The 12,552-nt window shown below is 72.3% G+C and carries 11 protein-coding genes; 7 read left to right on the forward strand and 4 right to left on the reverse strand.

The window, feature by feature from the left end; genetic code table 11:
• The first annotated feature begins 47 nt into the window (after positions 1-47).
• From BM236_RS16370 to trxA, 7 genes are all read left to right on the forward strand, one after another.
• The gene (locus BM236_RS16370) at positions 48-2,255 is read left to right on the forward strand and encodes a DUF6049 family protein (RefSeq protein WP_139230134.1); all 2,208 of its coding nucleotides are present in this window, start codon (positions 48-50) and stop codon (positions 2,253-2,255) included.
• Complete coding sequence (gene murJ, locus BM236_RS16375; protein WP_245750387.1) at positions 2,248-3,858, forward strand: murein biosynthesis integral membrane protein MurJ; 1,611 nt, start codon at positions 2,248-2,250, stop codon at positions 3,856-3,858. Before BM236_RS16370 ends, murJ begins: the two co-directional genes overlap by 8 nt.
• Positions 3,859-3,951: 93 nt before the next feature.
• Entirely contained in the window at positions 3,952-5,778 is a 1,827-nt protein-coding gene (locus BM236_RS16380; protein WP_091126013.1) for a protein kinase family protein, read from the forward strand.
• The gene (gene sigM / locus BM236_RS16385; protein ID WP_091126016.1) at positions 5,775-6,443 is read left to right on the forward strand and encodes an RNA polymerase sigma factor SigM; all 669 of its coding nucleotides are present in this window, start codon (positions 5,775-5,777) and stop codon (positions 6,441-6,443) included. The genes BM236_RS16380 and sigM overlap by 4 nt, the downstream gene beginning before the upstream one ends.
• Positions 6,444-6,524: 81 nt before the next feature.
• Entirely contained in the window at positions 6,525-7,145 is a 621-nt protein-coding gene (locus BM236_RS16390) for a hypothetical protein (RefSeq protein WP_091126017.1), read from the forward strand.
• Positions 7,146-7,238: 93 nt separating this feature from the next.
• Entirely contained in the window at positions 7,239-8,243 is a 1,005-nt protein-coding gene (gene trxB / locus BM236_RS16395; RefSeq protein ID WP_091126020.1) for a thioredoxin-disulfide reductase, read from the forward strand.
• A gap of 93 nt (positions 8,244-8,336) precedes the next feature.
• Positions 8,337-8,669, forward strand: coding sequence for a thioredoxin (gene trxA, locus BM236_RS16400; protein ID WP_091126021.1), 333 nt, complete (start codon positions 8,337-8,339; stop codon positions 8,667-8,669).
• Between the two features lie 101 nt (positions 8,670-8,770).
• On the opposite strand, the gene BM236_RS16405 is transcribed toward trxA, so the two are convergent.
• The 4 genes from BM236_RS16405 to rsmG form a co-directional block, all read right to left on the reverse strand.
• A complete protein-coding gene (locus BM236_RS16405) occupies positions 8,771-9,466 on the reverse strand; it encodes a GNAT family N-acetyltransferase (protein WP_091126024.1) in 696 nt (231 codons plus the stop codon).
• Between the two features lie 176 nt (positions 9,467-9,642).
• Positions 9,643-10,647 carry a ParB/RepB/Spo0J family partition protein gene (locus BM236_RS16410; RefSeq protein WP_091126026.1) on the reverse strand — a complete coding sequence of 335 codons (1,005 nt, stop codon included), beginning with the start codon at positions 10,645-10,647 and terminating at the stop codon, positions 9,643-9,645.
• The gene (locus BM236_RS16415; protein WP_091126028.1) at positions 10,644-11,582 is read right to left on the reverse strand and encodes a ParA family protein; all 939 of its coding nucleotides are present in this window, start codon (positions 11,580-11,582) and stop codon (positions 10,644-10,646) included. Before BM236_RS16415 ends, BM236_RS16410 begins: the two co-directional genes overlap by 4 nt.
• Before the next feature lie 173 nt (positions 11,583-11,755).
• Positions 11,756-12,505: a 16S rRNA (guanine(527)-N(7))-methyltransferase RsmG gene (gene rsmG / locus BM236_RS16420; protein ID WP_091126030.1), complete on the reverse strand. Its 750-nt coding sequence runs from the start codon at positions 12,503-12,505 to the stop codon at positions 11,756-11,758.
• Positions 12,506-12,552 lie beyond the last annotated feature (47 nt).

A 12,552-nucleotide genomic window follows, 5' to 3' on the forward strand; every position in this document is an offset into this window, starting at 1 on the left:
CCCGGCACTTCGGGATGGACGCAGCCACGGCCGTTATCCTCGCCAGCATGCCTCGTCCCCGAGCGGCGCTTCGTCGTGCCCGCACCGCCGCGCTGATCGCGGTGATCGGGGGACTCCTGAGCGTCTTCGCCGGCCTCGTCCCGAGCCCGGCGTACGCGGCGAGGAAGGTGGGGGAGACGACCCCGCTCACCGTCACGATCGACTCGCTCAGCCCGTCGGCGATCGCGCCGCGACGCAAGGGGACGATCACCGTCACGGGGACGGTGACGAACACCGACGACGCGCCGTGGGTGGGCGTCGCGCTCTACCCCTTCGCCTCCGCGTCGCCGATGACGACGACGGCCGAGCTGGCCGAGGCGGCCCGCTCCGAGGAGACCGTCGAGGTGGGCGACCGGATCCTCGCCGACAAGGTCGATGTCGGCGACCTCGAGCCGGGACAGACGGCGCGCTACACGATCGTCGTCCCGCGCCGGGACCTCGTCGACTCCAGCGGCGTCCCGGTGACCGCGCCGGGGGTCTACTGGTTCGGGGTGCACGCGCTCGGCTCGGGGCCCGAGGGCAACGACGACCGCGCCCACGGTCGGGCGCGCACGTTCCTCCCGCTCCTGCCGGCGAACACGCCGCCGGTGCGGGCCGCCGTGATCGCCCCGCTCAGGGTGCACATCGTCCGCAGCCCCGACGGCCGGCTGGCGCCGATCGACGCGTGGCAGCGGCTGCTCTCCTCGACCGGCCGCCTCGGCCGCGCCCGCGCCACGGGTACGTCGGTCGGTGGGTCCACCCTCAGCTGGCTGGTCGACCCCGCTGTGCTCGACGCGCTGCGCCAGCTCGCGGCCGGCAACCCGCCGCGCGACATCTCGCCGACGGACAAGCCGGCCGACGGCGCCACCGGGTCTCCTTCGCCCACCGCCGCCCCGTCGCCGAGCGCGTCGCCCACGCCGGAGCCCGACCCCGAGACCGCGACGGTCGCGGCGCTCGCCTCATCGTGGCTCGACGCGATGGTGCCCGTCCTCCAGCGGTCCGAGGTGCTCGCACTGCCGTACGGCGACCTCGACCTCTCCGCCGCCGCGAGTCGCGACCCCGACATCTACGAGACGGCCCGGACGCGCAGCATCAGCCTCGTCGAGGACCTCGACATCCCCGCGACGCAGGTCAACGCCGCGCCTCGGGGCCTGCAGAGCCAGGCCGCACTGCGGATGGGCGACCCGGCGACCCCGACCGTGCTCTCCAGCGCGGCACTGCCCGACGAGCTGGGCTGGGGCACGGAGTCGACGCCGGCGGTCGTGGACGCGAACGGCCGACGCCTCGTGGTGTCCTCGGCCGGGGCGGGCGAGGGTGGTCCGGGGCCGGGCGACCCGCAGGCCGACGTACCGCTGCGCCAGCGGATCCTCGCCGAGGCCGCCGTCCGCGCCATCGACCCGGCCCGTCCGCCGCTCGTCGTGACGCTGCCGCAGCGCTGGAACCCGGAGAACCCGACCGCGTTCGTCACCGGCCTGGCCCAGCCGTGGCTGGAGCTGGCCGGGCTGTCGGCGGCGGTCAGCGGCCAGGTCGCGCCAGCGGTCGACCCCGCCGACGTCGACTACCCGACGGCGGCGAGCCGCGACGAGCAGCCCGCCGGCCGGTTCACCTCCGCCGAAGCGCTGATCCGGACCGGACGGACCCTCCAGCGGGTGCTCACCCGCAACGACACGGTCGCGTCCGAGGTGGTCGACGAGGCGCTCACCAACCTGAGCTACTCGGCGCGCGGCAGCGTCGGCGACGCGTCCGCCGCCTCGCGCGGGTGGATGCTCGCCCAGCTCGGCCAGATCCGGATCGAGGGGCCCGACGGGCTCACCCTGTCAGGGTCGTCGGGGCGCTTCCCGGCGACGGTGGTCAACGGTCTGGACCAGCCGGTGACCGTCGCCATCCGCGCGGCGAGCGACCCGGGCATCGACATCCGGGCGCCGAAGTCGGTGCAGGTCGCCGCCAACAGCCGGGTGACCGTGTCGATCAACGCCCGGGGCGCCCGGGCCGGCGTCCACAACGTCGCCCTGCAGGTCTACGACTCCGACCGGACCCCGCTCGGCGGCTCGGTCCAGGTGTCGCTCCGGGCGGCACAGGTCAGCAACATCATCTGGCTCTTCCTCGGGGTCGGAGGAGCGCTGCTCTTCGGTGCCATCGGGGTCCGGGTCGTCCGCCGCCTCCGCGCCTCGCGGGGCGGGGACAGGCCTCCCGCGGAAGCGGCTCCGGCCGAGGCTCGGGCGCACGCCGGTGAGTGACCAGCAGGCGCTGCTGCGCAGCAGCGCGGTGATGGCCGCCGGGACGCTCTTCTCCCGGCTGTCGGGGTTCGTGCGGTCGGCGCTCCTGGCCGCGGCCCTGGGCAACCGGATCCACGCGGACGTGTTCAACATCGCGAACACGCTGCCCAACATGCTCTACATCCTGCTGGCCGGCGGCGTGATCAACGCCGTGCTCGTGCCGCAGCTGGTCCGCGCGCTCACCAACGACTCCGACGGCGGCGAGGGCTACACCAGCCGGGTGATCACCCTGGTCGGGGTCTTCCTGGCGGCCGTCACGGTCGCGCTGATGCTGACCGCGCAGTGGTGGATGCGGATCTTCGTCGCCGACTCGTTCGACCGGGCGTCGTACGACTCGGCCGTGACGCTCGCCCGCTACTGCCTGCCGCAGGTGTTCTTCTACGGCATGTTCGTGCTGGTCGGGCAGGTGCTCAACTCGCGGCGCCGATTCGGTCCGATGATGTGGGCACCGATCGCCAACAACGTCATCTCGATCGCGATGCTGGTGACCTACCTCGTCGCCTTCGGTGCGGGCGACCCGGGACACGGCCCGTTCACGAGCGGCCAGGCGCTCCTCATCGGCCTCGGCTCGACGCTCGGCATCGCCGTCCAGCTGCTGGTGCTGATGCCCTACCTGCGCGCCGCGGGCGTCTCGCTGCGTCCCCGCTTCGACTTCCGCGACTCCGGCCTCGGCCACACGCTGCGGCTCGGCGTCTGGACGCTGCTCTTCGTCCTCGTCAACCAGATCGCCTACTTCATCGTGGTCCGGCTGGCGGCGACGGGCGCGGAGAAGGGCGCCGGCTACACGATCTACTCCGCGGTCTTCCTCGTCATCATGGTGCCGCACTCGATCGTGACCGTCTCGCTGGCGACGGCCATGCTCCCGAGGCTCTCGTCCCTGGCCGGGGAGGGTGACCGGCGCGGCGTCGCTCGCTCGCTCTCCTCGACCCTGCGGACCGCGCTCAGCGTGGTGATCCCGTTCGCCGCGCTCCTGCCGCTGCTCGCCGCGCCCGCGGCACGCTTCTTCTGGGGCTACGGGGCGGCGAAGGCGGACGTGGAGAACTACGTCACGCCGCTGATCCTCTTCGGACCGGGCCTCGTCTTCTTCACCGTGCACTACCTGCTGCTCCGCGGCTTCTACGCCCGCGAGGAGAACCGCGCCGTCTTCTTCATCCAGTGCGGCGTCGCGGCGACCAACATCGTCGCGGCCCTGACCCTGGTCCGGTTCGCGTCCGACGAGCACACCGCCTCCGCCCTCACGCTCGCCTACGGCCTGTCGTACGCCGTCGGCGCGACGCTCTCCTACCTCACGCTGTCGCGCCGGGTCGGCGGCCTGAGGACGCGGACACTCGTGCGCTTCCTCGTGCGGCTGCTCCTCGCGGCTGCCGGAACGGCCCTGGTCGCGGGCGGCGTCACACTGCTGGTGCGCCAGGTGCCCGGTGCCGACTCCCTGCTCGGGTCCGTCCTGCAGTGTGCCGTCATCGGCGGGGTCGGGCTGGGCGCGCTGGTGGTCCTCGCCCGGGCACTGCGGATCGGCGAGGTCACCGAGGTCGTCGACACGTTCGCCCGCCGTCTGCGCCGCTGAGGCGTTCCGCTCCCGTGGTGAGGTGCCGACCAATTAGCATGCGAACCGGCCGTGCCTTTCGGGACGGTCGAGCGAGCTCACCTGGGGAGGGCCATGGCGATCAAGCGTCCCGGTGACGTCCTCGCGGGGCGCTACCGGCTCGATGACCTGATGGCCGAGTCCGGGAACGGCCGGTTCTGGCGTGGGCACGACCAGGTGCTGTCGCGCGCCGTCGCGATCCACGTCATCGACGCCGACGACGAGCGGGCCGTCCGGCTGATGGACGCGGCGCGCGCCTCCGCCCAGGTCGTCGAGCCGCGACTGCTCCGCGTGCTCGACGTCGAGAACGACGGCCGCATCTGCTGGGTGGTCAACGAGTGGGGCAACGGCACCTCGCTCGACCACCTGGTCGCCGCCGAGGGACAGCTCGCGCCGCGCCGGGCGGCGTGGATCGTCGACGAGATCGCGACAGCGCTGGAGAACGCCCACGAGCACGGCATCGCGCACGGTCGGCTCAACCCCGAGAACGTCCTCGTCGACGACACCGGATCGGTCCGGCTGATCGGGTTCGCCGTCGACGCGGCCCTCAACGGGCTCGGGTCCGACCGGATCGGGATCGACGTGGTCGACCTCGCCGCCCTGCTGCACTTCGGACTCACCGGCAAGTGGCCGGGCCTCACCGAGTCGAACGTCCCGCGGGCGCCGCGCGAGCAGCACGGCCTGGAGTACAGGGTCCTCCGGCCGCGACAGCTGCGGGCCGGCGTACCACGGGTGCTCGACGACCTGGTCGACGAGGTCCTCAACCGGTCGCACGGCCGGCACGCCGGCCCCAACACGGCGCACGAGATCCACGAGGTCCTCGCGTCGTACGTCGGCGACCGGACCGGGCTGGCCGACGAGATCGCCGACGAGATCGCCGACACCTCCGTGCGCACCGCACACACCCAGGTGCATCCCCCGACGCCGCCCGCAGCCTCCGTGGAGCCCGAGGCGACGGTCGCAGGCCTCCCGGTCTTCGAGGACACCGACGAGGACGTGACGGCGGACCGGGACCGCGGGCTGGACGGTGCGGCCGACGACGAGGTGGACGAGGAGGTGGACGAGGAGGTGGACGAGGAGTGGTACGTGCCGCGCGCCGACGTCCCGGCACCCCCTCCGCCGCTCGAGCCGCCACCGGAGCGGCCGCTGTTCGCTCCCGCCCCGACCGACGGGGCACCGCCTCGCCGGTCACGCTCGGCCGGGCCGTCGCCGACTGCTCCCGCGGGCTCCGACGACACCGGCTCTCCGGCGTACTGGCCGTTCGACGCGGAGCCGGAGGAGCCGCCCGTCCCCGGCCGGCGCTGGCTGCGGCTCGGCCTGGGCCTGGGCATCCTGGTGCTCCTCGTCGTCGGCGGCATCATCGCGGTCCAGCTGAACGACGGCTCCGACGACGACTCCCCGAGCGAAGCGCCGGCCTCCCCGACCACGTCGTCGTCGGCGCCCACGGCACGCCCGATCACCGGCACCACGGCTTCGGACTTCGACCCGTTCGGCGAGCCGCCCGCGGAGAACAGCGACCTCACCCCGCGCACCGTCGACGGTGACCCGGCGACGAGCTGGCGGACCTCGACCTACCGGCAGAACCTCGGTCCCGGCGGGATCAAGAGCGGTGTCGGGCTCGTCGTCGACCTGCAGCGTGCCCAGCACGTCGGCGAGGTGGACCTCACCTTCGGCCGGGCCGGGACGGGCGTGGAGGTCTACGTCGCGCAGACGGCGCCGAGCACGGCCGACGATCTCACCGACCCGGTCGCCACGGTGACCGCCGACCGGGCCGCCCGGGTGCCGCTCGACCCGGCCGCCACCGGTCGCTACGTCACCATCTGGTTCACCTCGCTGCCGCAGGTGACCGGCGGCTTCCGCACCGAGGTCGCCGAGGTGTCCGTGCTCGGGACCCCGGCATGAGCGGGCCCTCCCGCACCGACCAGGAGCTCCTCGCCGCGCACGTCGCGGGCGACCATGACGCGTTCGGCGAGCTCTTCGCCCGTCATCGCGACCGGCTCTGGGCCGTGGCGCTGCGCACGATGGGCAACCCCGAGGACGCGGCCGACGGGCTGCAGGACGCTCTGGTGGCGGCGTACCGACGGGCCGGGTCCTTCCGCGGGGACGCCGCGGTCACCACCTGGCTGCACCGTGTGGTCGTCAACGCCTGTCTCGACCGCCTCCGCGCCTCGGCCGTACGCCGGACCGGCACCCTGGCCGACGACCACGACGAGCCGCTCGCGCCGGCAGCAGCCGACGCCGCGGACCCGGCCGTCTCGGCCGAGCGCTCCGAGCAGCGCCGGCTCGTGCTCGCCGCCCTCGCCCGGCTGCCGGCCGAGCAGCGCGCCGCGCTGGTGCTGGTCGACATGGAGGCGATGCCGGTGGCCGAGGCGGCGGCCGTCCTCGACATCCCCGTCGGGACGCTGAAGTCGCGCTGCGCCCGCGGCCGGGCCAGGCTGGCCGTGCTGCTCCGGGCGTCCGGCGTGCTGCCCGTCGGCCGTGCTCCGGCGGTGGGAGGGAACCAGGATCCGCCCCCGGCCGTCCCATCCCCGGACGCCCCTGCCCGCGCTCCGCCGGTGGCCGACTAGACCGGCCCCGGTCACCGCTGGTCGAGGAGCTTGTGCAGCAGGCGTCTCGAGACCACCCGACGATCACCCGAGAGGAACACCGTGCCCGAGACCCCCGACGAGGAGCTGGTCCGCCGCCTCCTCGCCGATGCGCGCCATGACGAGCCGATGCCGGCCGACGTCGCTGCGCGCCTCGACTCGGTGCTCGGGGACCTGGCGGCCGACGGGCCTCGTCCGGCGGAGGTCACGCCGCTGCGTAGGCCGGACCGCACCGGTCGGCGGCGCTGGGCGGTGGCCCTCGTGGCGGCTGCGGCGGCGGTCGTCGCCATCGCCGTCGCGCCTCGCATCAGCATGTCCCCCAGTGGCGGTGAGAGCAGCGACAGCACGGCCGCCGACTCGGCCGGCGGCACGTCGAGCGGATCCGCCGCCGGCAAGAGCCTGGGCGCCGCCGTGCTGCACCGGGACACGCTGGCGGCCGACGTACGCGCGGCCCGACGACGGCTCTCCGCCTCGCTGCACGCGCTCCAGTCGCAGGGACCGACCGAGCTCGCCTCCGGGTGCGCGCCGGCCGACTGGGGCCCGGGGTCACCCGCCCCGGCGCTGCTCGACGGCCAGGACGTGGTGCTGGTGCTACGGCCGCCGGCTGGTGACCGTCAGGTCGTCGACGTGCTCGAGTGCGGGACCGCCCGCCAGCTGGCGTCGGTGACGCTCCCGGCGCCCTGACGAAGCGCTGGCGCGGTGCCCCCGCCGCGACTCGGACGCCGGAACAAAGCTCACCTAGGATCGGTTGAGCCAGGGAGCCAATCGAGGAGAACCATGACCGACCAGTCCGAGCCCCGCAACGTCATCATCATCGGGTCCGGCCCGGCGGGCTACACGGCCGCTGTGTACGCCGCCCGCGCCTCGCTCGCCCCCCTCGTCTTCGAGGGCTCGGTGACCGCCGGCGGTGCACTGATGAATACGACCGAGGTCGAGAACTTCCCCGGCTTCCGTGACGGCATCATGGGCCCCGAGCTCATGGAGAACATGCGCGCCCAGGCGGAGCGGTTCGGCGCCGAGCTCGTCGCCGACGACGTGACCGAGGTCGACCTGACCGGCGAGATCAAGAAGGTCGTGACCTACGGCGGCACGTTCTACGCCAAGGCGGTCATCCTGGCGATGGGCAGCGGCTACAAGAAGCTCGGCCTGCCCAACGAGGACACGCTGTCCGGCAAGGGCGTCTCCTGGTGCGCGACCTGCGACGGGTTCTTCTTCCGCGAGCAGCACATCGCCGTCGTCGGCGGTGGCGACTCGGCGGTCGAGGAGGCCACCTTCCTCACCCGCTTCGGCTCGAAGGTCTCCCTCATCGTGCGCCGCGACGAGCTGCGCGCCTCCAAGATCATGCAGGAGCGTGCCTTCGCCGACCCGAAGCTCGAGATCGAGTGGAACAGCGTCGTCGAGAGCGTCAACGGCGAGGATCGGCTCGCGTCGGTGACCCTCAAGGACACCGTCACGGGCGAGTCCCGCGAGCTGCCCGCCACCGGCCTCTTCATCGCGATCGGTCACGAGCCGCGCTCCGAGCTCATCGCCGGACAGGTGGACCTGGACGCGGAGGGCTACGTGCTCACCCACACCGGCTCGACCGCGACCAACCTGCGGGGCGTGTTCGCCGCCGGCGACCTGGTCGACCACACCTACCGCCAGGCCATCACCGCCGCCGGCTCCGGCTGCTCCGCGGCGCTCGACGCCGAGCGCTTCCTCTCGATCCTCGAGCACGAGGCGTCCACGGCCCGGCGCGCCTCCGAAGAGGCCGAGGTCGACGCGGCGTTCGCCCAGGCCTGATCCGCATCCTGCGGGTCGGACGGGAATGTCCGACGTTCGCCGTAGGTTCCTCTCTCAGACGTTTCGTTCACCTCTCACCGAAGGATGGCCCCCGTGGCTGACAACATCTCCGCCGTGACCGACGCCGAGTTCGATAGCGCGGTCCTCAAGTCCGACAAGCCGGTCCTCGTGGACTTCTGGGCCGAGTGGTGCGGCCCGTGCAAGCAGGTCGCCCCGATCCTCGACGAGATCGCCGGCCAGCACGGCGACAAGGTGACGTTCCTCAAGATGAACGTCGACGAGAACCCGGTCACGCCGTCCAACTACCGCGTGACCGGCATCCCGACCATCAACGTCTACCAGGGTGGCGAGGTCGTGAAGTCGATCGTCGGCGCGCGCCCGAAGGCCGCGATCCTCAACGAGCTCTCCGAGTTCATCAACGCCTGAGGTCTCGATACGCCCGCTCGTTCCGCGCGGGCCACTCGACCACCTAGACCTTCGCTGGTCGAGTAGTCCGAGCCGCTCGACGGGGACGTGTCGAGACCGACTCACTGCCCCGGTGCCTCACGGCGCCGGGGCAGTCTCGTCTTCGAGCCCGCCCTGCGGAAGGTGCGGGTCGCCTTCGGGGCCGGTTGCTTCGGCCGTACGACGCCCAACAACCGCTCGAGCGCACCCTCAACCTCCTCGCGCCAGCGGAGCGCGCCCCTCAGGTCCATCCGCAGACGCGGCGCTGTCGGGTGCGGCCGGTGGGTCTTGAACCCCACCCGGGCGAGGAAGGGCTCAGGCGCCGCACAGCGCTGCCCGTGGACCCCGCTGCGCATGCCCCGGTCCCCGAACGCCTCGACGGCGCGGATGCCGCCCCGCTCGATGAGGTCGCGGGCCATCCCCTGGATCAGCATCCGGCCGAGTCCGCCGCCGCGATGGTCCGGGTGCACCCACATCGTCGTCATCAGGACGGCGTCCGACGAGACCGGCGCCGTCGGGAACCCTGCAGCCCCCGGGACGTAGGCGGCCGGCACGTAGATCACGTAGCCGACCGGCTGGTCGTCGACCAGGACGACCCGTCCGCAGGAGCCCCACTCGCGCAGGACACGTGACAGCCAGGCGTCCTTCTCACCCGCCTCCTCGCCGGGGAGCACCCGCCCCCGGCGTACCGGATCGAGCTCCCAGAAAAGGCAGCTGCGGCACGGGGCGTGGAGCTCCTCGAACCGGTCCAGGGTCAGAGGGGCGACCTTGCGGGACACGGCGCCTCCCAGGGCCGACGCGGATGCGGCACGGACGTTGCGCCAGGCGCTGAGCGAGCGCCTGGCTCGTCGTCCATGCTAGGTCGGTCGCGGAGGTGCTGCCAGCATCGCGGCATGCCCGACCCCTATGCAGATAAGTCGACAAAACGACTTATCCGTTTAACGCTTTGTCCGCCTCAGATGGGCCGATCGTCGCGGTTCCGAGGATCGATGATGTCGACGATCCGGCGCAGGTCGTCGAGCGTGGCGAACTCGATCGTCACCTTCCCCTTGGCGCGGCCAAGGTCGACCTTGACCCGCGTCTCCAGCCGGTCGCCGAGACGGTCGCCGATCTCGGCCAGTCCGGGTGCCACCGGCTTGGCCCGCGCCACGCGCCTCGCCTTGCCGTCGGTGTCGTCACCGAGCGCCACGATCTCCTCGAGCGCACGGACGCTGATCCCCTCGGCGACCACGCGCTGTGCGAGACGGTCCTGCACCTCGGCGTCGTCGACGGAGAGGAGCGACCGGGCGTGTCCCGCCGAGAGCACCCCGGCCGCGACCCGGCGCTGGACGGCGGGGGAGAGGCGGAGCAGTCGGATCGTGTTGCTGATCTGCGGTCGTGAGCGACCGATGCGGGACGCGAGCTCCTCGTGGGTGCACTCGAAGTCCTCGAGCAGCTGCTGGTAGGCGGAGGCCTCCTCGAGCGGGTTCAGCTGCGAGCGGTGCAGGTTCTCCAGCAGGGCGTCGCGCAGCATGGCGGTGTCGTCGGTCTCCCGCACGATCGCAGGGATCGTGTCGAGGCCGGCCTGCTGGGTGGCCCTCCAGCGCCGCTCGCCCATGACGAGCTCGTAGTCGTCGCCACTCCGGCGTACGACGACCGGCTGGAGGAGGCCCACCTCCTTGATCGAGAGGACAAGCTCGGCCATCGCGTCCTCGTCGAACACCTGCCGAGGGTTGACCGCATTGGGTCGGATGGCTGCCACCGGGATCTCGGCGAAGTAGGCGCCGTCGACCGGCGCCAGAGCCGAATCCTCGATCTGACGGCCGTTCAGGGACCCGGTGGACCTGGGGTCCGCAGTGCCGCTGTTCGTCGGTCCTGCGGCAGAGTCCGCATCCCGGACGTCGAGGTTGACAGCTGGGCCTGTGGGGATCAGCGATCCGAGGCCGCGGCCGAGACCTCGCTTCGGCGTCGGCCTGTTCATCGGGGTGCCCCCTTCGTGGCGATCTCGCGAGCCGCTTCGAGGTAGCTCAACGCGCCGGGGGAGCCCGGATCGTAGGTCATCACCGTCTGACCGTAGGACGGTGCCTCCGAGACACGGACCGAGCGCGGGATGTAGGTGCGCAGCACCTGGTCGCCGAAGTGCGCCTTGACCTCGTCCGCGACGCCCGAGGCGAGGCGGGTCCGGGCGTCGAACATCGTGATGAGGATCGTGGAGACGGCGAGGTCCGGATTGAGGTGGGCACGCACCATGTCGACCGTCTTCAACAGCTGGCCGAGGCCCTCGAGCGCGTAGTACTCCGCCTGGATGGGGATGAGCAGCTCGGCGCCGGCCACCAGGGCGTTGATGGTGAGGAGGCCCAGCGACGGCGGGCAGTCGATGATGACGTAGTCCCAGCGGTCCTCGCCGGCGGTCTCGGCATCTCCGACGCGTGGGTCGGCACGCAGCGCCTTCTGTAGGCGGCTCTCCCGTGCGACGACGCTGACCAGCTCGATCTCCGCTCCGGCCAGGTCGATGGTGGCCGGGACGACGTCGAGGCCGAGGAGCTCCGGTGCTGCGACGGCGACATCGGCGAGGGGCATGCCGTCGACCAGCAGCTCGTAGGTCCCCGGCGTTCCCTGGAAGTGCTCGACGCTCAGCGCGGTCGAGGCGTTGCCCTGCGGGTCGAGGTCGATGACCAGCACGCGCTGGCCCAGCTGTGCGAGGGCGGCTGCCACGTTCACCGTGGACGTCGTCTTGCCGACGCCGCCCTTCTGGTTGGCGACCACGAACGTCCGGGTCGCCGTCGGCCGCGGCATCGCCGGCCGGCTCTGTGACCCGATGCGCGCCAGGACGATGTTCTCTGCCGCGCGGGCGAGGGGAGTCTCCGCGTCGGCGATGCTCGTGGAGAACGCCGCCAGGTCCGCCGCCGTCTTCACCCGGTAGCCCGAGACGGGGGCCGTTTCACGTGAAACATCCTCCGGTGGGGCCTGCCGAGCAGCGTCCGTGTCCTGTGGATGACTGTGGGCGTTCTGTGGATAGTCACGCTCAGGCGGGGTGTTCCGGTCGGTGGAAAACTCTGGCTGGACCTGGTCCCGCTGGTCGCCCTCGGTCACGCTTCACGCCTCCGGTCTCGTTGTCCACGCTTCTTCTTCGACGAGCCCCCCGGACGCCGCGCAGGCGGCCAAGATACCTTCGCTGGATCGGCCCAGGCCACCCGGAGGCAGACGGTGGTGGACTCCAACAGGCCATCCCCCAGCTGGGACACCTCCGGCTCGGCGCAGCCGAACCTCCTCAGCACGAGTCGCGCGTCCTCGATCTCCTCGGACACCGAGGATCCCTTCATCGCGACGAGGACACCGGTCGGTGCCACGAGCGGCATCGACCACTCGAGCAGCCGGCCCAGGGGAGCGACGGCACGCGAGGTCACCGCGTCGAACGTCCGGACTCCGTGTAGCACGTCGGCACGACCGCGCACGACCTCGACGTTGGTCAGCCCCAGGTCCTCGACCACCTCGTTGAGGAACGACGTGCGGCGCAACAACGGCTCGACGAGCGTCACACGGAGCGCGGGTCGGGCGATCGCCACCACCAGGCCCGGGAGGCCGGCACCGGAGCCGATGTCCGCCACGGACCCCGTCTTCGGGAGCGCCGAAGCCAGGACCGCACAGTTCAGGATGTGCCGGTCCCACAGACGCGGCACCTCGCGAGGACCGATCAGTCCACGCACCACGCCGCCATCGGCCAGCCAGGCGGCGTACGTCTCGGCCAAGGGGAGTCGGTCCGGCGGGAACACGCTGCGCGCCACGTCGGGAACGGGCGGGGCCGAAGTGGCGGCGCCGGGCTCAGGAAGATCAGACATCGGAGACGATGTTTCACGTGGAACGGCCCGGGCCGCAACTCGCGGAT

Source organism: Nocardioides terrae (assembly GCF_900112345.1).
Classification (GTDB): Bacteria; Actinomycetota; Actinomycetes; order Propionibacteriales; family Nocardioidaceae; genus Nocardioides; species Nocardioides terrae.

Coding starts and splice junctions, on each gene's coding strand:
- BM236_RS16370 (WP_139230134.1), top strand. CDS start 48: ATGCCTCGTCCCCGAGCGGCGCTTCGTCGTGCCCGCACCGCCGCGCTG.
- BM236_RS16380 (WP_091126013.1), top strand. CDS start 3,952: ATGGCGATCAAGCGTCCCGGTGACGTCCTCGCGGGGCGCTACCGGCTC.
- sigM (WP_091126016.1), top strand. CDS start 5,775: ATGAGCGGGCCCTCCCGCACCGACCAGGAGCTCCTCGCCGCGCACGTC.
- trxB (WP_091126020.1), top strand. CDS start 7,239: ATGACCGACCAGTCCGAGCCCCGCAACGTCATCATCATCGGGTCCGGC.
- BM236_RS16410 (WP_091126026.1), bottom strand. CDS start 10,647: ATGAACAGGCCGACGCCGAAGCGAGGTCTCGGCCGCGGCCTCGGATCG.
- rsmG (WP_091126030.1), bottom strand. CDS start 12,505: ATGTCTGATCTTCCTGAGCCCGGCGCCGCCACTTCGGCCCCGCCCGTT.